The sequence below is a fragment of the Curtobacterium sp. MCBA15_012 genome, from assembly GCF_001864935.2.
Lineage (GTDB): Bacteria > Actinomycetota > Actinomycetes > Actinomycetales > Microbacteriaceae > Curtobacterium.
This window is the reverse complement of record NZ_CP126267.1, coordinates 392,645-415,045: the sequence shown is the minus strand read 5'-3', so window position 1 is coordinate 415,045 and position 22,401 is coordinate 392,645. Positions and strand designations below refer to the sequence as shown.

The following is a 22,401-nucleotide window of genomic DNA, read 5'->3' as shown; positions in this document are numbered from 1 at the left end:
TCACCCGGCCGCGCGGACCGCGTCCTCGTCGTCGTCGTCCGAGAGGCCCGCGCCGTGCGGGTGGACGGGCTGCTGCCGTTCCCAGGCGAGCGCGTCCGCCAGCGTCTCGGCGAGCGGCCGCCGCGTCAACCCGGCCGATCGCGCACGGACCGCCGGTCGGTCGTTCATGCCCTGGTGCTCGTCGTCGGGGATCCACAGCGGCAGGGACCGCTCCCCCGCCCACGGGGCCACGCCGCGCTCGAGGAGCACCGCGTCCGCCAGCGGCACGACCGGGACGTCCGCGGCAGCCACCGTCCGTGCTGCCTCGAGGTGCCGGTCGAGCGTGCGGACCTCGCCGGTGACGTCGTGCACGCCCGCTCGTCCGCCCTCGGCCGCCCCGACGAGCCAGGCCGCGAGGTCGCGGACGTCGACCACCGAGGTGGGACGGTCCGTGCGCGCGGGCACCACCACCGGTCGACCAGTCTCGGCCCCGCGGGCGAACCGCCACGGCCAGTACCCGGAGCGTCCGGTGTGGTCGCCCGGTCCGCCGACGAGTCCGGCGCGTGCGATCGACGCGCGCTCGACCCCGAAGGCGTGGAGGACGGCACGTTCGCACGCCACCTTGGCGGCGCCGTACTCGGCGGGGTCGTCGGACGGCTCGAGCACGGGAGCGCGCTCGTCGGCACCGCGCTCGCCCTGGGACGCGTAGACGCTCACGGTCGACACGAAGACGTACCGGTCGGCGACGGGTTCGAGTGCGGTGACGGCCCGCCGGACGTGGTCGGGCGTCCGTGAGACGTCGACGACCGCGTCCCAGCGGGAGCCGTCGAGCACCTCGGCGAGGGCGTCGTCGCGGTCGCGATCGGCCACGACGGACCGGGCGCCCGCGGGGACGTCGGTGCCGCGGGCGAGGCACGTCACCTCGTGGCCGCGGTCGAGGGCGTGCCGGACGACGGTCCGACCGAGCCACGCGGTGCCGCCGAGGACGAGGATGCGCATGACCCCACCCTGCCCGGGTCACCTCCGGGTGCCGTGGGCCAGGGCCGGTGTGCCTAGCGTGCGACCGGGCTCCGACGGTTGAGCAGGACGTTCACGACCGCCGCGACCACGACGAGCGCCGCCGCGTACGCCGGGAACGCCATGGCCGCCCCGGTGCCGGCCCGCTCGGCGACCTCGCCGACGACGGCGGATGCCACGGACTGCCCGACGATGACCGCCGAGCCGAGGATCGTCATCGTGGTGGCGGAACGGCCGACCGGGGAACGGTCGGACCCGAGGCTGTACTGCGCGACGAGCGTCGGGCCGATGCCGATGCCCATCAGGCCGAGCACGACCGCGACGGCGACGACGGAGTCGGCCGTGGCGAAGGCGATCGCGCCGCCGAGCAGCACGACCCCGAACACGAGCCAGCGCCAGCCGACCCCGAACGCCCGGGGGAACGCGGCCGACCCGAGGGCGAGCGCCGCGGAGCCGATGCCCATCACGCCGTAGAGCAGGCCGGCCTGGGATGACTCGCCGTGCTGCTCCATGAAGGCGGTCAGGGCGGTGAGCGTCGACCCGAAGAACAGTCCGATGCCGAGGATGCCGACCACGACCACGACGAGCCGGGGGCGCAGCAGCTGCCGCGCGGGGGCGGTCTCCTCGTGGTCCCCGCCGCGGACGACGAGCCGCCCGGTCGGGTGCAGGGCGAACGCGGTCACGAAGACGAAGGTCAGGGCGGCCGCACCGGCGACGGCGACCCACGGGGCGATCGCGGTCGCGAGCAGGCCGACCAGGAACGGGCCGACGATGAACACGGTCTCGTCGGCGGCCGACTCGTACGCCATCGTCCCGCTGAGGACCTTCTCGTGGCGGCGAGGGGCCATCCGCTGCCGGATGATCGCGACGAGTCGCGTGCGGGACATCGGGGCCACCTGCGGGGCGGTCGCACCGATGCCGAACGACATCGCGAGCACGGCGAGGTCGGGGGCCGAGCCGGCGACGACGAACGGCAACAGCGCGAGCAGCACGGCGTTCGCCAGACCGACCGGGACGAGGACAGCCCGCTGGCCGAAGCGGTCGGCGGCGGCACCGACGAGCGGCCCGAAGAGCGCCGACCCGAAGCCGACGAACGCGGAGTTGATGCCGCCGAGGGCGACCGAGTCGCGGGTGGCGACGACGAGCGTCAGCACGCCGACGACCATCATCGCGAAGGGCAGCCGCGCGACGAAGGCGATCGGGAAGTACCAACGACCGGCGAGGGAGACGAGGGACGCGTCGGAGCGTCGTTCCTGGAGCATGGGGGTGTGCCTTCTCGGCCCACCAGGTGCGAGAGCGGCGGGCCCATCGGGTGCCGCCGCTGTCCGCCGGGGTGCCGGCGGCCGGTAGATACACGGATTGCGTGCTCGATCGTACCAAGCGCTCCTGGTGCCGGACCGGTCGTAGGATCTCGACCATGGTGGAGATCGACGACGGCAGGACCGGACCGTCGGACGCCGCGCCGCCGCGGCCGACCGACCTGCTGTCGATCGGCGAGGTCGTCCGCCGGACCGGGGTCGCGGCCTCGGCGCTGCACTTCTACGAACGCAAGGGCCTGATCCACCCCGAGCGCACCACCGGCGGCACCCGGCTGTACCCCCGGCACGTGGAGCGCCGCATCGCGATCATCCAGGTGGCGAAGCGGCTCGGGATCCCCCTGGGCGAGGTGGCCGAGCAGTTCGCGGCCCTGCCCGCCGACCGGATGCCGTCGCTGCGGGACTGGGACCGGCTCAACGAGCGGTGGCGCGCACGGCTCCGGGCCCGCCAGCTCGAGCTCGAGCGCCTGCAGCAGGAGATGACGCAGTGCATCGGGTGCGGGTGCGTCTCGCTCAACGCCTGCCTGGTGGTGAACCCCGGCGACGCGCTCGGCGCCGAGGGGCACGGCGCACGTCGGCTCCTGCCGTTCGAGGACGACGGGGCAGCCCCGGCCTGACCCCGGCCCGACCGTGCCCTGCTCAGGTGGCGAGGAAGCGCAGCACGGCGAGCACGCGCCGGTGGTCGCCCGGCGCCGCCTCGAGCCCGAGCTTCGCGAACACCGCCGTGACGTGCTTCTCGACGGTGCCCCCGGAGAGGAACAGCGCCTCGGCGATCGCCCCGTTCGAGCGCCCCTCGGCCATCAGGCGCAGGACGTCGGTCTCCCGGGCGGTGAGCGTGTCGAGGCGGTCGCGGATCGGTCGGGGTGCCTGCACGAGCGCAGCGGCGACCTCGGGGTCGAGCACGACGTTGCCCGCGGCCACCTGCTGGAGCGAGTCGATGAACGTCGAGACCTCGGCGACCCGGTCCTTGAGCAGGTAGCCGACGCCGACCGTCGCCACGTCGAGGAGCGTGCGCGCCCACCGCACCTCGGCGTACTGCGAGAACAGCAGCACCCCGACGTCCGGCCGGGCGGCCTTGACGCGGACCGCGGCCTGCACGCCCTCGTCCGTGTGGGTCGGCGGCATCCGGATGTCCATCACCACGACGTCGGCCGGTGTCGCGGCGAGTGCGGGGAGCACCGCCTCGCCGTCCCCGACGGCCGCGACGACGTCGTGCCCGCGGCCCCGGAGGAGCGCCGCGAGCCCCTCGCGGACGATCGTGTTGTCGTCCGCGATGAGCACCTTCACGTGGCGGCTCCCGCAGGCACGACCAGCCGCACCGAGGTCGGTCCACCCGCGGGGCTGTCGACGTGCAGGGACCCGTCGACCGCGCGCAGGCGTTCGAGCAGCCCGGCGAGCCCCGTGCCGTGCCCGTCCTCGGCCGTGAGTGCGACGTGGGCGCCGCCGACGCCGTCGTCCTGCACCGTGGCGACCAGGTCGGTGCCGACCAGTGCGACGTCGACGACGGCCGAGGTCGCCCCGGCGTGCTTCGACACGTTCGTCAGGAGTTCGAGGACCCCGAAGTACGCGATGCCCTCGACCACCGGCGCCGGGCGGACCGGCAGGTCGGTGCGGAGCGTCACCGGGAACGGCACACGCGCGCAGGCGGAGGTGAGCGCCGCCTCCAGACCGGCGTCCAGGACCGGCGGGTGGATCCCGCGGGCGAGGGCGCGCAGTTCGACGAGGGCCTCCTTCGTCGCCGCGTGCGCCTGGTCGACCAGCGCCTCGACGCCGGCGCCGCCCTGCCCGTGCTGCAGGCGGTCCCGGGCGTCGCCGAGCGTCATGGCGAGGCCGACGAGCCGAGCCTGCGTGCCGTCGTGGAGTTCGCGCTCGATGCGGCGCAGGGTCGCGTCGGCGTCCACGACGGCCGCGTCGCGGGAGGCGGTGACCTGGGCGAGGCGCTCCGCACGGCGGGTGGTCCCGAGCAGCGAGCGGATGACCACGCGCTGGAGCGACCCGAGCCCGTGGTTGACGGCGGGCCACACGGCGAGCAGCAGGACGACCCCGAGCGCGGCGAACGCGAGCTGCATCGGCACGGTGTCGACGAACGTGCCGAGCAGCTGGGCGCCACGGTGCTCACGGCCGTCGGCGCCGACCTGCGCGGGGAGGTACCGGCCCCAGGCGGCGTGCGTGACGGCGCCGAGGGAGGTGACGAGGACGGCCGTCGAGACGGCGAACGAGCACGTCGTGACGACGAACCCGACGAGCAGGTAGGCGAACGCACGCCAGCGTGCCGGGTCGGTCAACCGCGTCGTCGCCCATCCGAGCAGCCCCGGTCGGCGGGCACGGAAGCGGGGCGGCGCGACCTCCTGCTCGAGCAGCGCCGCGGACATCCGTCTGGTCACGGCGGCGAACCAGGCGCCACCACCCAGGAGGAACGCGGAGACGACGAGCCCGAACCACGTGACCGCGGCGGGGACGCCGACGGCGATCGTCACGGCGAACCAGGCCAGCGCCGCGACGGCGATCGGCAGGTGCGCTGCGTGGAAGGCGAACTGTCGCCAGGTGGTCGCCCGGAACAGCGCGGTGGTGAAGTGGAACCGGGGTGCGACGGCGAACGGCGGGACGGTGGCGGAGCGGGACATGAGACCTCTTCGTGACTCGGGAAGTGTAGTGCTCCTCGAGCCTCGCGGTCCGTGACCTCCGGCAGCACCCGGCGGGCCCTCCGACCGGGTGGGGGCTCCCCCCGGGTCCCGGTCAGCGTCCGACCGGCGCCACCGCGCCCCCGGTCCCGGTCAGTGCCGGGGCGGCACCGGTCAGTGCCAGTGCGGTCCCGGTCAGCGCCGGACCGGCACCGCCGCTCCCTCGCGCGGCCGCAGGATCGGCACCTTCGGCATCACCCAGTCGACCCACACCACGCGCGCCGCCGGCGTCACCGCGAGGGCCCACAGCACCGAGGCCGCCGCATCGGTCGGGTAGTGCACGGCGTCGATCGACACCGACAGGAACACGACGACGATCGCCACGACGCCGAGCACCTGCGCCAGTCGGTGCCACCGCGTCTCGCGGACGACCCACACGAGCGCGATGACGAACGCCGTGATGTACACCGTGTGCCCGCTCGGGTACCCGGGGTCGGGCTGCACGGGGAACGGGTGCGGCAGGAGCGCCACGTCGGGACGTGCCCGGTGCACGATCTCCTTGACCGCCGCGGAGGGCAACCACGTGATCGCGATCGTCATCCCGAAACCCAACGCCGGCCGGATGTCCCGTGCCCGCCACCAGATGACGCCGGCGACGACGAAGGTCAGCGCGATCGCCGGCACCGGGCTGATGACGTGGTAGACCGCGGTCGTGAAGGCCCCGAGCGCACCGACGTGCAGCTCGTTGAACGCCTTCGACAGACCGAGGTCGACCGTTCCGAGGAAGAACCCGATGATCGTCAGGACGACCACGGACACGACGGCCACGGCGATCGCGACGAGCGGGTAGGGGTTCGGTTCGAGGATGCCGACGACGTCGGCCGTTCGCCTGCTGCGGCGGAGTTCGGGCGCGTCGGTCATCCGACCATGGTGGCAGGGCACGGGCGCGCGCGACGGTGCACCACCCGAGGAAGCATCAGAGACCACACAGGACCGGCGGACGCCGCACCCCTTCCGCCGGGGTCAGTCCTCGACGTCGAAGACCACGACGCGGGAGCTCGACCCGCCGATGTGGTCGGCGACCGGTCGGTGCTCCGGGTGCGGGAGGTAGGCCGTGAGCGCGTCCCGGTCGCGGAAGCGCACGACGAGCATCCAGTCGAAGCCGCCCTCGAGCCCCTCGGTGCTCACGCTCGGCCCGGAGCGCACCGACTCGACACCGTCGATCCGGGGCAGGTGCTCCCGGCACAGCGCATCGGCTCGCTCGGCGTCACCGCCCGTGCCGTCCCACGCCACCAGCACCACGTGCGTCACACCGGCCATCGTCGCTCCCGTCGTCGTCGCCCACCCTGCCAGCACCGGACTGGGACAGCCCACCGGTGGGTCGCGCCTCCGCATGGACGCCCCCTGCGTTCCGCGGCGTCAGGTGACCGAGCGCATCGGGTCGCGGACGCGACCGGGAGACGGACGGGAGGCGCGGTGCGGGCTGGCACCGTGCCTCCCGTCCGTCCCGTGGTCGCGTCGGACGCGGCGTGCGTCGTCCGGAGCCGCGTCGGACGCGACCTGCGTCGTCCGGTGCGCCGCGTCGGACCCGGCTCAGAAGGCGGGCGTGCCGCCCGCGATCGTGATCGTCGAGCCGGACTGGTAGCTCGACTCCGGGCTGACGAGGTGTACGTACGCCGCCCCGAGCTCGGCGGGCTGGCCGGGGCGACCGAACGGCGACTGCTCACCGAAGTGCGCGACGGTCTCGGCGTCGTCGGAACCCGGCTGGAGCGGCGTCCACACCGGACCCGGCGCGACCGAGTTGACGCGGATGCCCTTCGGGGCGAGCTGCTGCGCGACGGCCTCGGTGAAGGTCTTCACGGCGCTCTTCGAGATCGCGTAGTCGACCTTGTCGGGCGAGGGCGTCGCGGCCTGGATCGAGCCGGTCGTGACGATCGTCGAGCCGGGCTCGAGGTGCGGCACCGCGGCCTGGGTGAGCCAGAACAGCGAGTAGATGTTCGTCTTGAACGTCGAGTCGAAGTGCTCGGTGGTCAGGGTCAGGATGTCGTCGTTGCTGTCCATCCGACCGGCGACCATGACGAGGGTGTCGAGGCCACCGAGCTCGTCGACGGCGCGCTGCACGAGGTCCCGGCAGTACTGCTCGTCGGAGATGTCGCCCGGCACGAGCACCGCGCGGCGTCCCTCGGACTCGAGGAGGTCGCGGACCTGCTCGGCGTCCTCCTGCTCGTCGGGCAGGTAGGACAGGACCAGGTCGGCGCCCTCGCGGGAGAGGGCGATCGCGGCGGCGCGACCGATGCCGGAGTCGGCGCCGGTGACGATGCCGCGGAAGCCGGTGAGGCGCTCCTTGCCGACGTAGCTGTCCTCGCCGTGGTCGGGCTTCGGGTCCATCTTGTACGCGGCGCCCGGGAGCGACTGCTCCTGCTCGGGGAACGGCGGCTTCGGGTAGAGGGAGTTCGGGTCGCGCTTGTCGTACTGGCTCATGGGGCCATGGTGCTCGGGGGTGGGCGAGCGGGCTGTCAGCAGGCGGGCGGTGGGGCCGTGGTCCGGTGGTCCGGCGCTGGTGGTCCGGTCGTGCGGCGGCCGGCGGCCGCCGGCGGGGGCGGTGTCGACCGCCTGCGGGGGCGGTGTCGGCCGCCTGTCACCCGGCCGCTCAGGTCGCGCCGGGGCGACGGGCGTTGCCTGCCGGGGTCACCGCAACCGAACACGAGGAGCGACATGGCCAAGACCTGGTTCATCACCGGAGCGTCGAAGGGCTTCGGCCGCGAGTGGACGGAGGCCGCCCTGGAGCGCGGCGACTCCGTCGCGGGCACCGCACGGAACACCGACGACGTCCAGGCGCTCGTCGACCAGTACCCCGACACGTTCCTGGCGATCCGCCTCGACGTCACCGACCGCGAGGCCGACGTGGCCGCCGTGCAGCAGGCTGCTGAGCACTTCGGCCGCCTCGACGTGGTCGTGAACAACGCCGGCTTCGGCCACTTCGGCATGGTCGAGGAGCTCACCGAGGACGAGGTCCGCGCGCAGCTCGAGACGAACTTCTTCGGCGCGCTCTGGGTCACGCAGGCCGCGCTGCCGATCATGCGCGAGCAGGGCTCCGGCCACATCGTGCAGGTGTCGAGCATCGGCGGGATCAGCGCCTTCCCGACCGTCGGCGCGTACCACGCGTCGAAGTGGGCGCTCGAGGGCCTGTCGCAGTCGCTGTCCCAGGAGGTCGCGGGCTTCGGGATCCACGTGACCCTCGTCGAACCCGGCGGGTTCTCGACCGACTGGTCGGGTCCGTCGTCGAAGCACAGCGACGAGCTCGACGCGTACGCCGAGGTGCGTGAGGCGGCGTCGAAGCGTCCGTCGGCAGCGGACCCCGGCAAGCCGGAGGCGACGCGGTCCGCGATCCTCAAGGTCGTCGATGCCGAGGAGCCGCCGCTGCGTGTCTTCTTCGGCAAGGCACCGCTGGGCATCGCCGAGCGGGACTACGAGTCGCGGCTGGCGACGTGGCGTGCGTGGCAGCCGGTCGCGGAGGAGGCGCACGGGGCCTGATCCGGGAGGACTGTGGGAGGGGCGCGTCGCTGGTGCGGACCGGCGGCGCGCCCTCCTTGCCTTCTCGAGCCACGTCTCGCGATCGGAGGCGCGGGGCTCGTCCGTCGAACCAGCTAGGACGAACTACTGAGGAGACGCTTCGGCGGGCCGACGCCGCAATCTGCCAACACGGTCCCGGAGTGCCGAAGGAGCAGGGCATCACGGTAGTGCCGATCGACGATGCCCGGAAAAACCATCCCGAGAGGTAGCCGGGCCGCGAAGTCCGACGACCTCCGTCACCCCCATACCACGCCTGCGCCAGCGAATTTGGAACATCGGAACACCCTGTCCCTGCTTTCAACAGATGCCGTTAGGCGGGTGGATCAGGGACGACGCCGACTTGAAGTCGAAATGAGCCTCTTGTCAGTAAGCTACTTGCCGATCTCGTCGAAGTAGTCCGACCAGATTCTGTAGCTGATCCGGGGGCGGGCCGGTACCCGCGCTTCCCGCGTGAGGTCGCGCAACTCCGTCAAGGTGAGCCCTGATCGCGGACTGACGAACTCGACCCGAGGGTCGAGCTTGCATGTCTCGACTGCGTATGCTCCATCGTCATCAATGAAGAGCCACTGGAGATATCGCTGGGAGTTCCGCTTATGCACCGCGATCAAGGGCGCACCTCGAGCACCCAGGATCCTCTGCATCTCCTCATCGGAATGCGCTTCCCAAAGAACTCTGTTGTTCCGGAATGCGCTCCTCAATGCGCTTCTCCTTCCCGCAGCGACTCCAGTGATCGTCACGATCACCGTCGCCCCGATGAAGGCGAAAAATGCGATCAACTCCAACCTTCTACCGTTTCTTGCGTCGTGGGGGGTAAAGCCAAGACTGCCGGTTGCTCACGGACTGATGAATCCATGTTGCCCCTCTTCCGGCTCCGTAAACAAAGTCGGCCGCTTTGTGGGAATTGAACACGTACTTGGCAACACGGGCACCTCTGGCTCGACCGATTGCCGCCGCCTTCCGCGCAACTCTTCCCACCTTCGAAGCCGCTTGAACTCCACGATAGGCCTTGACTCCCGCTTCAAGCCCTCGCCCCACGCCGAAACTTGCTGCTCCCGCTAGATCAAGCCAGCCCGACTTGTCACCCTTTGAAAGCTTGTACACTCCAACACCGACGGCGAGGACGGACGATATGATGCCGCAGACGCCACAGCCGAAAAGTGCGGCCACGCCGAGGCCTGAACTGATGTTGTCTGCCAGGTTGACCCAGTCCCCCACCTTCCACGCTTTGTTACCGTCAAGGTCGAGTCCGTTCAACGGGTCGTTGACGTACGCGTAGGCATTGTCGGTGCCGCCCTCGACGGGGTCGACCTGCAGGAACCGTCCGAGTGCTGCGACGTACTGCCGGGCGCCCATCTCGACCGTGGCGATCGAGCCGAGGTGTTCGCTGAGCTTCTGGTGCTGCCCGAGCCACCCGTAGTCGGCGTTGCCCTGCTGCGTGTCCGGCCCGGACTGGTTCGCCGTCGTCGTACCGAACAGGCCGGTGGCCTGGTCCATGACCTGCCCGAACGGGTCGAACACCGGCAGCACCTGGGATGCGAGCTGCCCTGTACCGTCGGTGGTGGCGACGATGTCCCCGTGGATGTTCGGGTACGACCACACCGCGCTCGTCCCACGAAGCTCTGCGGTCACCCCGCCCGGCAGGGGAAGGTCCCACTCGGTGAGCTTGCTCGCGCCGTCGTAGACGAAGTCCGGGGTGTCACCGTCGCCGGTGAACCCGTACCGGGTGACGGTCTTCGTTCCGTTCGGGGTCTGCTCCGTGCGCTGCACGATCCGGTTCGACGCGTCCCGCACGTACGACACACCTTCGACCCGTCCGTCAGTGCGGTCTGGACGTGCCGGTCCTGCCCGTCGTAGACGAGGGTCTCGTCAGCCAGGGTGGTCGTGTTCCCGTGCGCGTCGTAGACCAGCTGCGCACCGGTCAAGGACTGGTTCACCGGCGTCGCTCCCGTGACCGGGTTCGTCACCGTGGTCCCGATGAGCCGGTCCGCTGCGTCGTAGCAGGACGCGACCTGCGTCGCCGCACCCGCCGGGTTGCCCGAGGCGTCGAGGAGCTGGTCCGACGAAGCCGTCCGGTTCCCGTTCTTCCCGGCCGCAGCGACCCCACCCGACTGGGCGCACGTGCTGGCACCGAAGCCGTAGGTCAACCGGTGCCGCGGGATCGACGCGGCCACGAGCCTCCCGGCCGTGTCGTAGGAGTACGTCGACGCGTTCGACGCCGCCCCGAGGGCGGTGGTGTCCTTCAGGACGTCACCGGACTGGGACCGGACCACCTGGTCGGTGACCTGCGGCTGGTTGTTCGGGAACGACCACGCCAACCCGGTCAGTGCACCGGCACCGTCCTTCGTCACCGTGACCGAGGTGCCGTTGCCGGCGTTCCCGGCACCCGCCGGGTACGCCACCGCGGTGACCTCACCCTGCTGGTAGGTGGGGACCGCGACGATCTTCCCGTCCGCGGTGAACTGCGTCACCTTCGAGTCCACGTCGTACGACTGCCCCGTCGAGTGCTGCACACCGTCCGCGGTCACCGCCAGCGTCGAGGTGATCCGACCAGCCTGGTCGTAGGACGTGGTGGTCGTGGTGCCCCAGACGTCGACGTACTTGACGACGCGGCCGAGCAGGTCGGTCTTGGCCGTGGTCGTCGAGCCGTTCGGGGACCCGGACACCGCTCCGTCGGAGACCGCTGCGGTGAGACCGTCGGCGGAGTAGGAGGACGTCGCCGTGGTGCTCGGCTGCCCGTTGAACGCGGCGGTGACCGCCTTCACCGTCCGGCCTCGGGCATCGAAGGTCACGCACGACCAGTCGTCGTCGCCGGTGGTCTTCGTCCCGGCGGTGCGACCCCACACGTCGTACAGGTACGACGTCACGACGGCACTGCCCGTCGCGGGCGTCGGCCCGGTGGTCGACTTGAGCATCCCGTTCTGCGGGGTGGACACGTCCACGCCGCAGATCTGTCCGTCCGTGGTGCCGTAGGCGTCCTTGATCGTCTGCGCGGCTCCGAAGTACGCGTTCGTCGATGCTGCCGCGGCCTGCGCGGGCAGGGTCCGGGTCAGGGAGCGGAGGTAGCCGGCACCGGGAGCCTCTGTGGTGGTCGACGTCTTCAGGGCCAGGCCGGCGGGGTCGACGGTGGTGCCGTCGACGGTGCCGTACCAGGGACGCGAGTACGTCGTGGCCGTCGTGATCGGACTGATCTGGCTGGCCTGCGCGCCCGACGGGACCGCGTCGGCGGTCGTCGACGAGGTACCCAGGTTGTACGCCGGGGACAGCATCGACGCGGGCACCACGTCCGCTGCGGTGTACGTGCTCGGCGTGTTGCCGGTCGTCATGGCCAGCGCGAGCCGGGACGTCCCGGTCTGTTGCAGGTAGTTCAACCGGATCCGGAGGCTCTGGCCCGCGGAGACGGTGATCGGCTTCGTGGCGGCCTGGACGTGCGGGCCGTGGGGGCCCCAGTCGTTGATGAGCAGCTGGTCGTTGATCCAGAGCTTCGTGCCGTCGTCCGCCCACGTGTAGAAGCGGTACGTCCCCGCGGTCGGGAACGTGACCAGGCCGGTGAACGACACGGTCCAGTTCGCGCCGCCGGTTCCGCCGACGACCGTCCCGGTGGGCGTGGTCATCGGGCTGACGGCGTTGTCGCCGGTCGACCAGTCGTAGTCGACCGCGCCGTCGGTCTTCCCACCGTTCGCGCCCGCTGCCGTCGGCACGCCGAGCGTCATCGCCGCAGGGGCGCCGGAGAGGGTCTGGTTGTTGTACCAGGACGCGGCCAGCCCGCGGAGGTTCCCGTCGATCGCGGTCGTCGTCTGCGCCACCGGGGTCCCGGTGCCGGCGCAGACCCCGCCCGTGGGCAGCGGACCGTTGGCGTTCTGGATCGCGGTCGCGGGCTGCACCTGTCCGAAGCACGACGCCGGTGCGGGGCCGTAGGAGGCGACCGCGCGGTCCTGCTGGTCGTAGACGGTGCTCGACTCACGACCCTGCGGGTCGATCGAGGCAAGCTGGTTGTCGCGGCTGTTCCACACCGCGGTACTGGTCAGCCCGGACGCGGACGCCGCCGACGTCTGCCGCAGCGCGGCGTCCATCGTCACCGTCGATGCGTGCCCGTTCGGGACCGTGATCCCGGCGACGTCGACCGTGCTGGTGCGGTTTCCGTTGGTGTCCGGGGCGCCGTAGCCGTACGTCTTCTGCGGACGGGAGGCGCTGGTCACCCCGTCCGGGGCGGGCAGCGTCACCGAGGTGGCGCGGTCGGTTCCGTCGTAGCGGATGTCGGTCGTCACCGGCCCGGCAGCGTTCCGGCTGCTGTCCGCAGCCAGCCAGTCGTTGGTGAGGGAGTTCCGGATCGTCGACAGCAGGTAGGTCCCGCTGCTCGAGCTCAGCGTGTACCCGAAGTCGGTGACCTCGTTGCCGGGGTCCACGACCCGGGCGAGCTGTCCGGTGGTGTCGTAGTACAGCTGCGTGGTGGTGCCGTCCGGGTACAGGATCTGGCACAGCATCCCGGCGTCGGACTGCGACCCCGGTGCGGTCGTGGTGACCGCGGTCGGGTACGCGGACCCGGACGGCGGCGCGCATGCACCCGCGGCCCGGTTGGTGCCGTTCGTCGCGCTCGAGCCGATCGTGGTGTTCGACAGGTACGAGAACCGCACCTGACGTGCGTAGGCCAGGGACGTGCCGGACCCGGACGCCGAGAGCGGGTCCGAGATCGACGTCAGCTGTCGGCTGCTGTTGTACGCCGGGACCGGGTTCGCCGGCTTCGACCCGAGGTCGGCGGCCGGGGTCACGGACGTGACCAACCCGGCAGTGTCGAACTGGTAGACGGTACCGCCCTCGTCGGTGAGGACCAGGTTGCCGGCTTCGTCGGACGCCAGCACCCCCTGCTCGCCCGGGGGCGGGGTGTAGCCGCCGGCAGCGGTCCGGGCGTAGGTGTGCGTGCCGCCGTCGGTGTCTGTGACGATCACCGAACCGCCCTGCTTCGACGCCGAGACGTACGCTCCCGCGTCACCCATGATCGCTGCGGACGATGCCCAGCCGGACGGCAGCAGCGTCGGGGACTTCGTGAACCAGTTCGACGGGACGACCTGCGTGTTGACCTACGAGGACCCGGACTGCTGCTGGACCTCGAGGTACACGTTCGAGGATCCGCCGCGCTGGTAGTAGTCCACCGTGATCGGGATCGGCAGCTGGCCCGACTGCGAACCGATCGACCACTGCGACCCGTTCACGGTCAAGACCTGGTTCGCGGCAGTCTCCATGCGAGGCGAGGTCTGGTGCTGATCCCCCCACTGGTCGGTGATGATCCCGGTGGTCCCCAGCTGCAGGGCGACCCCGTCGTCAGCGAGGAACCCGAACGAGTAGGTCCCGGACGGGGGCGTCATGTACCCGGTCCACTTGGCCTGGAAGTACGACTGCGAGACGGCGTCGTCCGGCGCTGCACTCCCCCAGTCGAAGCTCACACCCGAGTCGGTGCGGACCAGCGTCTGCACGGCGTTCGGGGTCATCGAATCGCCCCGGCCGAACGTCGCGGTGTTGGCCGGGACGTTCCAGTACGTGCCGACGAGACCGCGGTTCGATGCGATACGCGAGTTGTAGGAGAAGTTCATCCCCATGTCCCCACCGAGGGTGCGCACGGTCGGCGAGGAGAACGACGCGGCCACGTTGCCGTTGCCGAGGTTCACCGTCACGGGGCCTGCAGCGTCCGTCGATGCCGGGCCGGGATCGGTGACGCGCGAGTTCACCGTCAACCGGTTCACGCCCGTGGTCGAGTTCGCCGTGTAGAGGTAGTCACCGAACGTGTCGTTGACGACCTGCACCCACGTGTAGGACCCGCCGTCCTGCAGGACCGCGTCGGGCACCTTCCACGACATCGACCCGTCCGCGTTGATCGTGCACGCACTGCCGGTCGGGGCGCACAGCGGCGACTGGGCGATCTGGCCCGACGTGCCGTCGGCACCACTGGTGACGCGGATCTCGTACTTGAGCGGCTGCCCGTTCGTCGACACCGCCGGCGGCGCCGTCAACGTCGGAGTCGTCGTCGCGACGACCGAACCGTCAGCAGGTGTGAACGATCCGCTGGCACCGACCGTCGGCAGCGACGTCGTCACCATCGGGTAGGCCGGAGTCCACGCCCGCACTCCGTAGGGATCCTGCACGACGACGTTCCACCAGTACTGCGTCCCTGGCTGCAGCACCCCTTGCGGAACCGTCGCCTGGAACGTCGGGCTCTGCCCGCTCGGCGCGTTCGTCCAATCGGTGTTCCACACCCGCGAGCCCCACGGATCGGTCGTGGTCCCGACGAAGAACTGGTAGATCAGCGGGTAGGTCTGTTCACCGTCCTGCGTCGCCTTGACCGCCAGCGTCGGCGTCGACGACGACGTCACCGGCGAGGAAGCGGCTCCGCCGGACGTCGTTGCACCTGGGGAGGTCTGCTGATCCGGGAACCCGGGGTTCGGGTCCCGCATGCTCGACACCGACCCGGCGACGGTGGGCTTGTCCTCCCACTGCAGGTAGAGGGACACGTCGAGCTTCTTGTAGGTGTAGGCACCGGCGTTCTCGTCGCCGATGAGGCAGAAGGACCCGCCGGCCGAGCTCGCGTCGGTCCACTGCTGGACCTGTCCGGTCACGTCGAACGACGCCGTTCCGGTGTACCCGGCCGTGAAGTTCGTGCGGGATGCGTTGCGGACACCGCAGTTCCACGCGTAGGCCGACGCCCACCCAGCGACCGACGTGGTCGCGGTCGCGGTCCCGGAGTTGGCCTGTGTCTCCGCCAGCTGTGCGGAGAGGATCTGCTTGCCGTAGAGCTGCTCGTACGGGAACTTCAGCACGGTCCGCCAAACGCTCGGTGCGTTGTTGATCCGCGAGTTGCCGATGCTCGCGTACGACGCCGTCGCAGCCACGCTCTGACCGCTGTTCGTCGACATGTACGACTGCAGCGCGGACGGACCGTTCCAGATCGACGGGTCCAACGACACCGGGTACACCCGGGCATCGTCGCGGAGCCACTCGGCGTCGGGTGTCAGGGTGATCCGCCAGTCGTCCCCGGACAGGTGGTCGATGCTCACCGGGATCGTCGCGACCGCGTTGTCGGACTTGCCCGAGACACCGGACGAGTCCGTCATCAGCGGCGTCGGCGTCGAGAACACGGTCTTGCCGTCATCGTCGACGAACTTGATCGATCCGACCGGGCCGTCCTCCACCGACAGGCCCGGAGCGTGCACCTTCCAGCTGTAGGACGGCTTCGCGGCCTTCGGAGCACGCTCGAGGATCAGCGCCTCCTTCACCCCGCCAGCATCGACCTGGTACGACATGTCGGTCCCGGGCAGCACGTCGTCGTAGGCAACACCGTGCGATGCCTTGGCGTCCGGCTGGTCCGATGCCGCGAGCTGGCTCTTCGTCGGCACGTGCGCGTCGGCGTCCCGTTCGCCCTCGAGCTCGAACGACACCCGATCCCCCGTGGACGACGACGTGACCGTGTAGTCCGGACCGTCCTCCCCGGTCGACGCGGCGAACTCCGGCTGCAACGGGTGGTCATCGACTGCGAAGCCACCGCCGTCGGTCTCCTCGACCTTCGTCGAGATCGGCACCCAGTCCCCGGAGCCGTCCTTCACGTTCAGCGGCACGCGTGACATCTGCGTCACCTTGGTGCCGTTCGGGTTGGTCCACGTGTTCTGGTACGTCGACCGGGACGTCAGCTCGGCGCCCTTCGCGATCCCCGTGGCCGAGGCGCCCGCCGCAGGGTCGAGACCGGGGGGAGCCTGGTCGTTCGGGTCTCCGGTCTTCGTCGCCTTCGTCAGCAACGATCCGGGTGCCTGCAGACCGTTCCCGGCCAGTGCCGAGCCCGCGTGGAGGTCGTCTCCCTGCGACGACGGCAGCGCCGGCAGATCCGTCGGTGACGTCGCCGTGACCGGATCGGCGTGCGCCGGGACAGCCACCAGCAGCTCAGCCACCAGCGCGATCGACGTGACAACCCCAGCGAGCACACCGGCTCGCGAATAACGCCCCGACATGGGACTCCCCTACTGCTGCAACGGGACGAACCCGAGAACGCTCCGCCCTCCCCTGGAGAGCACGGGCCTGAGCGTAGGGAAAGCGGGTCACAGGAAATTCTTCGCCCGTGGCCCCCGTTCGGGGCCACTCGCCGGACAGGGGTACGTCGACATCCGGGGGCACTGCTGCCCGTGTCGGCCCGGGATCGAACGATTCCGCAGCGGTACTGCTTTCGGGGTACAGCTCCATGCTGAAGTTCGGCACAGGATCGTCCAAGGGGTCCTCGCGGGAGGCACGCGCGCCGCAGCGGCGACTCCTGACGGCGCGGAGGCGCGGTGCCAGCTGGCACCGCGCCTCCAGGATGCGGTCGACGGACCGCGTGCGTCAGAGTCCGGCCGTGGACCGGATCCAGGACGACGACTGCGACAGCAGCGCGTAGTTGGAGCCGGCCTGCGTGTTCGCGCCCGGGTCGGCGCTGTCGCCGGTCGAGCACACCGCGACGACCCGGCCGTTCACGAGGAGCGGGCCGCCCGAGTCGCCGTGGTTCGAGGCGCCGGTGACGCCGGTGACGTGCTGGGCCTTGCCGCTGTAGGCGTCACGCGACGCACCGGTCAGCGAGACCGTCGCCTGGTACAGGCCGTCGGACTGCTGCGCGTTCGCCCGCAGGCCGTAGCCCTGGACGACGCCCGTGGCGGAGGACTTGGCTGCAGCGGTCAGGTCGAGGGGCGCGTAGGTCGACAGGCCGTAGGAGCTGCGCAGGTGCACGAGTGCGATGTCCCCGGCGGGTGCGGCGGTGACGCGGTCGACGGCGACCGCGGTGCCGCGGTTCACGGTGGAGTTCGAGTGGTACACGTTCATCGAGCCGATGCCGTCGATGCAGTGGCGGGCCGTGAGCACCCACGAGGCGCTGATCTGCTCGCCGGTGCAACCGGTGACGTAGCCGGACGGGATGGTGCCGCCGGACGCCTCGAGCTGGACGGCCCAGGTGGTGGTCGGGGCCTTCTCGCCGCCGACGACCTCGGTGCCGGCGGGCAGGGCGGAGGCGGGGGTGGCGACGGTCAGACCGCCGGCGACGACGGCCACGGCGGCGAACGCCACGGCGAGGGTGTGCTTCATGGTGACTCCTCGGTCAGGACCCTGCAGCGTTGCAGGGTGCAACTTGAAGTCGATCCTGTCCCTCGTCCTGGGGGTGCACCAGTCCGCACTTCCACCGACACGGCGCCGGTCCCCTCGCCGGCGCGCCCGCCTAGCGCACCGGGTCGGTCGCGCCGAGCCGGGCACGCACCCGGGCCGCGGCACCGAGGGCCACGGCGTCCGCCCCGAGCACCGACCGCGCGAGTCGGATCGGTGCCCCGCTGACGGGCGGTTCCGCGGCGATCGCGGCCTCGACCGCGGGCGCCAGGAGGTCCCACGACCGGGTGATGCCGCCGCCGAGCACGACCGTCGTCACGTCGAGGATCCCCGCGGTCAGCAGTGCAGCGCGGGCGATCCCCCACCCGGCGGTGCGGAAGACCTCGGCGGCGTGGGGGTCCCCGGCGCGTGCGGCGTCGGCGACCTCACGGGCGGACACCCGGCGCCCGGACCGCTCGGCGTACCGGTCGGCGATGCCCCGGGCACCGGCGATCGTCTCGAGGTGGCCGACCTGGCCGCAGGTGCACCGGGCGTCGCCGAACCCGGGCACGTGCCCGATCTCGCCCGCCGCGCCACGGGGTCCGGCGAAGAGCGCACCACCGAGCACGAGTGCGCCCCCGACCCCGGTGCCGAGCGTCATGCCGAGCACGTCGGTCTCACCGGCCACGGCACCGGTCGCGAGTTCGCCGAGCAGGAACGCGTTCACGTCGTTGTCGAGCGTCGCGGGGACCCCGAGCGCGCCGGTCACCGCGTCGGTGACGCCGAAGCCGGCCCAGCCGGTGAAGGAGTTGCCCGTCACCAGGACCGTGCCGGTGGTGGTGTCGACCACCCCGGCGGCCCCGACCCCGACACCGGTCAGGGTCGCGCCGTGCCGGTCGAGCAGCACCGCCACCGCGTCGAGCGCCGCCGCCGTGATCTCGGCACCGCCGTCGTGCGCGGGTGTCGGCAGGTCGACGCGGTCGAGCACGTCGAGGTCCCCGGTCGTCAGCACCACCTTCGTGTTCGTGCCGCCCACGTCGACGCCGGCGATCGCGGCGGTCACCCGGCCACCGCGGCGAGGGTCGCCAGGCGCTCCGTCCGGCGCCGCCGTTGCAGCACCGGGTCGGGGACGGGCACCGCGGCGAGCAGGCGCCGCGTGTAGTCGGTCGTCGGGTGCAGCAGGGTGGTGTCGGTGGTGCCCTGCTCCTCGACGACACCGCGGCGCATCACGACGACCCGCTCGGCGAAGTGCTGCACGACGGCGAGGTCGTGCGACACGAACAGGCAGGCGAACCCGAGGTCTGCCTGGAGGTCGGTGAGGACCTCGAGCACGGTCTCCTGCACGCTCACGTCGAGCGCCGAGGTCGGTTCGTCGGCGACGAGCAGCCGCGGGTCCAGCACGAGCGCGCGCGCCAGGCTGACGCGTTGCCGCTGTCCGCCCGAGAGCTCGCGGGGAGCTCGGTCGGCCAGTGCACTCGGCAGCCGGACGGCGTCGAGCACCTCGGCCACCCGACGGCGGCGGTCGGCGGCCGAGGTGCCGCGGCGGTGCACGGCGAGCGGTTCGGCGATGCACTCGCCGACCGACATCCGGGCGTCGAGCGACGCGACCGGGTCCTGCAGCACGACGCCGATGCCCGAGCGCAGGGACCGTCGGCCGCGACGGGGTGTCCGGCGTAGGTCCTGCCCGAACAGCGCGACCGTGCCCGAGGTGGGCGCGACCAGGCCGAGCGCGACCCGCGCGGCCGTGGACTTGCCGGAGCCGGACTCGCCGACCAGGCCGACCGTCTCGCCCGCGTGCACCGCGACGTCGACCCCGCGGAGTGCGTGCACAGCGCGAGCCCCGCGCCCGAACGTCACCGAGACGTCCCGCAGGTCGACCACCGGGGCCGCACCGGGCCTCCCGGCCGCACCGGGGGAAGCCGGACCGGGCGGAACCGTACCGGACGGAACCGCACCGGACGGAACCGCACCGGACGGAACCGCACCCGACGCGACCGGACTCGACGGAGCCGTACCGGGCGCACCCGGCGCCCCCGGTGCTGCGACCCGCTCCCGCACCGCGAGCGACTCCGGGGTGTCGAGCCGCGGCACCGCGGCGAGCAGCCGCTTCGTGTACTCGTGCTGCGGACGGAGCAGGACGTCCTCGACGCTCCCGGTCTCCACGACCTCGCCCTGCAGCATCACGGCGACCCGGTCGGCGAAGTCCGCGACGACGCCCATGTTGTGCGTGACGAGGAGCACGCCGGTACCGGTGTCGGCGGCGAGCGCCCGGAGCAGTTCGAGGATCTCGGCCTGCACCGTCACGTCGAGCGCCGTCGTCGGCTCGTCGGCGATGAGGAGCTGCGGCGCGTTCGCGATCGCCATCGCGATGACGACGCGCTGTCGCTGCCCGCCGGACAGCTGGAACGGGAACGACCGCGCTCGCTCGGCGGGGTCGGGGATGCCGACCCGGTCGAGGAGGGCGACGGCCTCGGCGCGGGCCTCGGCGGCGGACACCTGCCGGTGGTTCCGGACGACCTCGGCGATCTGCGCGCCGACCCGGGTGAGCGGGTCGAGTGCGGTCGCGGGCTCCTGGAACACCATCGACACCGTGCTGCCGCGCAGTGCGCGCAGGGTGGGTTCGTCGGCGCCGACGACCTGGTGGCCGGCGACCTCGACGCTGCCGGTGGCGGTCGCGTTGCCGGACAGCAGCCCCATCGCGGCGAGCGCCACGGTGGACTTGCCCGAGCCGGACTCGCCGACGAGCGCGAGGGTCTCCCCCGGGGCGACGGTCAGCGAGACGCCGCGGACGGCGTCGACCGGTCCGGACTCGGTGGTGAACACGACCCCGAGGTCGGTGGTCTGCAGCAGGTGGGTCATCCCCGTCCCCTCACGTCGAAGGCGTCCCGGAGCCCGTCGCCGACCGCGTTGAACGCGCAGACGACCAGGATCACGGCGAGACCCGGCGGCACGATCAGCCACCACCGTCCCGAGTACGCGGCGGTGAGCCCCGCCGAGAGCATCCCACCCCAGTCCGTCGCGGGCGGCTGCACCCCGAGGCCCAGGTAGGACACGTAGGCGACGAGCAGGATCGCGTCGGCCACCTGGAACGTCGCGGCGACGACGATCGTCGACACCGAGTTCGGCAGCAGGTGCTTGCCGATCGCGCGGGCGTGGGAGCCGCCGATCGCGCGCAGGGTGAGCACGTAGTCGCGGTTCTTCAGCGTCAGGGTCTCGGCGCGGACGAGCCGGGACGGCACGAGCCAGGACACCAGGCCGAGGATGACGATGAGGCCGCCGACCCCCGGCGTGGTGATCGCCGAGATGACGAGCAGGATGAAGAGCGCCGGGATCGCGATGCCGGCGTCGACGACGCGCATCATGACGGCGTCGACCCACCCGCCGACGTAGCCGGCGACCGAGCCCCACAGCGTGCCGACGACGGTGGCGAGGACGCCCGCCGCGATGCCGACCGTGAGCGACACCTTGCCGCCGTACATCAGTCGGCCGAGCACGTCGTGGCCGACGGCGTCGGTGCCGAGCCAGTGGGCGGCGCTCGGGGCCTGGTTCGCCTGCTCGAGCATCGTGTGCGTCTGGTCGGTCGGGTACAGGAACGGGCCGACGAAGCAGAACAGCACGATCACGACGATGACGGCGAGGCCGACCACGGCGAGGGTGTTGTGGCGGAACCGGCGCGCGGCGAGGCGGAACCCGGTGGCGGCGACCGCGACGGGAGCGCCGGGGGCCTCGGGGGCGATCTGGACGGTGGTCATGCGCGACCTGCCTTCACGGTGCGGGATCGGGGCGCGCCGGTCGCGCGCGACCGGCGGGTGCGGGATCGGGGCGTGCCGGTCATGCGCGACCTGCCTTCACCCGGGGGTCGATGAGCGTCTGCGCGACGTCGGCCAGCAACGACCCCACGACCGTCGCGATCGAGATCACGAGCACGCAGCCGAGCAGCGTCGGGTAGTCCGAGGACTGCGCCGCGTTCCAGAACAGCAGCCCCATGCCCGGGTAGTTGAACAGCTGCTCGGTGACGAGCGCCCCGCCGAACAGCACCGGCAGGTAGTAGCCGAGCATCGCGACCACGGGCGTCAGCGAGTTCCGGAGGACGTGCCGCCGCAGGATCGTCGTCGTCGACGCCCCGCCGGCTCGGGCGGTGCGGACGTAGTCCTCCTGCAGGTTCTCGAGCGTCGCGGCGCGCATGTACCGGCTGAACACGGCGATCATCGCGAGGGCGCCGGTCAGCACGGGCAGGACGAGCCCGGCGGGGTCCTGGAACACCTCGGCGAGGGTCGTGCCGGTGGGCGCCTGCGACGGCAGCCACGGCAGCTGCTGGGTGAACACGACGATGAGGACGAGGCCGAGGAAGAACGCCGGCGTCGAGTAGAAGACGAAGGCGAGCGCCGTGACCGTGTAGTCCACCGCTCCGTTGCGGCGGGCCGCCTGCCACATCCCGACCGGGATCGCGACCGCGAGGCCGACGACGGCGGACAGGCCGGTGAGGACGAGCGTCTTCGGCAGCCGCTCACGGATGAGCTGCGCGACCGGCTCGTTCAGGGTGAAGGAGGTCCCGAGGTCGCCGCTGAGCAGCCGTCCGAGGAACCGCAGGTACTGGACGGGCAGCGCCTGGTCGAGGCCCTGTGCCTGGTTGAACGCGGCGATCTGCGCGGGGGTCGCGGAGACGCCGAGGACCCCGCGGGCGGGTCCGCCCGGCAGCGCGTGCAGCAGACAGAACACGACGATGGTGACGATGAGGACCACGACGAGTGCCTGGAGCACCCGCCTGGCCAGGTAGAGGACTGTGGTCATGCGGCTTCCGTCATCGGGGTGGATGG

General features: G+C 71.7%; 18 protein-coding genes. 2 read left to right on the top strand and 16 right to left on the bottom strand.

Annotated features, from left to right (window positions below; genetic code table 11):
- On the bottom strand, positions 1-978 hold the full coding sequence (locus QOL15_RS01965; RefSeq protein WP_071246508.1) for an NAD-dependent epimerase/dehydratase family protein: 978 nt from the start codon (positions 976-978) through the stop codon (positions 1-3).
- Between the two features lie 53 nt (positions 979-1,031).
- Positions 1,032-2,258, bottom strand: a complete 1,227-nt coding sequence (locus QOL15_RS01960; protein ID WP_071246510.1) for an MFS transporter — start codon at positions 2,256-2,258, stop codon at positions 1,032-1,034.
- Positions 2,259-2,413: 155 nt separating this feature from the next.
- On the opposite strand from QOL15_RS01960, the gene soxR reads away from it, so the two are divergent.
- A complete protein-coding gene (gene soxR, locus QOL15_RS01955; RefSeq protein WP_071246512.1) occupies positions 2,414-2,929 on the top strand; it encodes a redox-sensitive transcriptional activator SoxR in 516 nt (171 codons plus the stop codon).
- A 22-nt stretch (positions 2,930-2,951) separates the two neighbouring features.
- Here soxR and QOL15_RS01950 read toward each other — a convergent pair whose 3' ends face one another.
- The 5 genes from QOL15_RS01950 to QOL15_RS01930 all read right to left on the bottom strand — a co-directional run bounded on the left by QOL15_RS01950 (position 2,952) and on the right by QOL15_RS01930 (position 7,414).
- Positions 2,952-3,599 carry a response regulator transcription factor gene (locus QOL15_RS01950; protein WP_071246513.1) on the bottom strand — a complete coding sequence of 216 codons (648 nt, stop codon included), beginning with the start codon at positions 3,597-3,599 and terminating at the stop codon, positions 2,952-2,954.
- A complete protein-coding gene (locus QOL15_RS01945; protein ID WP_083393916.1) occupies positions 3,596-4,936 on the bottom strand; it encodes a sensor histidine kinase in 1,341 nt (446 codons plus the stop codon). The genes QOL15_RS01950 and QOL15_RS01945 overlap by 4 nt, the downstream gene beginning before the upstream one ends.
- A 192-nt stretch (positions 4,937-5,128) precedes the next feature.
- On the bottom strand, positions 5,129-5,854 hold the full coding sequence (locus tag QOL15_RS01940; RefSeq protein WP_071246515.1) for a phosphatase PAP2 family protein: 726 nt from the start codon (positions 5,852-5,854) through the stop codon (positions 5,129-5,131).
- A 102-nt stretch (positions 5,855-5,956) separates the two neighbouring features.
- On the bottom strand, positions 5,957-6,244 hold the full coding sequence (locus tag QOL15_RS01935; RefSeq protein ID WP_175473819.1) for a Dabb family protein: 288 nt from the start codon (positions 6,242-6,244) through the stop codon (positions 5,957-5,959).
- Between the two features lie 282 nt (positions 6,245-6,526).
- Positions 6,527-7,414: an SDR family oxidoreductase gene (locus QOL15_RS01930; RefSeq protein WP_071246519.1), complete on the bottom strand. Its 888-nt coding sequence runs from the start codon at positions 7,412-7,414 to the stop codon at positions 6,527-6,529.
- Positions 7,415-7,648: 234 nt separating this feature from the next.
- Between QOL15_RS01930 and QOL15_RS01925 the strand changes: the two genes are divergently transcribed.
- Positions 7,649-8,467: an SDR family oxidoreductase gene (locus QOL15_RS01925; RefSeq protein WP_071246521.1), complete on the top strand. Its 819-nt coding sequence runs from the start codon at positions 7,649-7,651 to the stop codon at positions 8,465-8,467.
- A 410-nt stretch (positions 8,468-8,877) separates the two neighbouring features.
- Here the strand turns inward: QOL15_RS01925 and QOL15_RS01920 are convergent, their stop codons facing one another.
- From QOL15_RS01920 to QOL15_RS01880, 9 genes are all read right to left on the bottom strand, one after another.
- The gene (locus QOL15_RS01920; protein ID WP_065964829.1) at positions 8,878-9,288 is read right to left on the bottom strand and encodes a hypothetical protein; all 411 of its coding nucleotides are present in this window, start codon (positions 9,286-9,288) and stop codon (positions 8,878-8,880) included.
- 4 nt (positions 9,289-9,292) lie between these two features.
- Complete coding sequence (locus QOL15_RS01915) at positions 9,293-10,000, bottom strand: RHS repeat-associated core domain-containing protein (RefSeq protein ID WP_139197420.1); 708 nt, start codon at positions 9,998-10,000, stop codon at positions 9,293-9,295.
- Between the two features lie 131 nt (positions 10,001-10,131).
- Positions 10,132-13,497: a PA14 domain-containing protein gene (locus QOL15_RS01910; protein WP_071246525.1), complete on the bottom strand. Its 3,366-nt coding sequence runs from the start codon at positions 13,495-13,497 to the stop codon at positions 10,132-10,134.
- Between the two features lie 84 nt (positions 13,498-13,581).
- Positions 13,582-16,434 carry a PA14 domain-containing protein gene (locus QOL15_RS01905; RefSeq protein WP_071246527.1) on the bottom strand — a complete coding sequence of 951 codons (2,853 nt, stop codon included), beginning with the start codon at positions 16,432-16,434 and terminating at the stop codon, positions 13,582-13,584.
- Positions 16,435-16,858: 424 nt separating this feature from the next.
- Positions 16,859-17,590, bottom strand: a complete 732-nt coding sequence (locus tag QOL15_RS01900) for a trypsin-like serine protease (RefSeq protein WP_071246529.1) — start codon at positions 17,588-17,590, stop codon at positions 16,859-16,861.
- A gap of 130 nt (positions 17,591-17,720) precedes the next feature.
- Positions 17,721-18,647, bottom strand: coding sequence for an ROK family protein (locus QOL15_RS01895; protein WP_071246531.1), 927 nt, complete (start codon positions 18,645-18,647; stop codon positions 17,721-17,723).
- Positions 18,644-20,443, bottom strand: a complete 1,800-nt coding sequence (locus tag QOL15_RS01890) for an ABC transporter ATP-binding protein (RefSeq protein WP_071246532.1) — start codon at positions 20,441-20,443, stop codon at positions 18,644-18,646. The genes QOL15_RS01895 and QOL15_RS01890 overlap by 4 nt, the downstream gene beginning before the upstream one ends.
- Positions 20,440-21,336, bottom strand: a complete 897-nt coding sequence (locus QOL15_RS01885; RefSeq protein ID WP_071246533.1) for an ABC transporter permease — start codon at positions 21,334-21,336, stop codon at positions 20,440-20,442. The genes QOL15_RS01890 and QOL15_RS01885 overlap by 4 nt, the downstream gene beginning before the upstream one ends.
- A gap of 79 nt (positions 21,337-21,415) precedes the next feature.
- Positions 21,416-22,375, bottom strand: a complete 960-nt coding sequence (locus QOL15_RS01880; protein WP_071246534.1) for an ABC transporter permease — start codon at positions 22,373-22,375, stop codon at positions 21,416-21,418.
- Positions 22,376-22,401 lie beyond the last annotated feature (26 nt).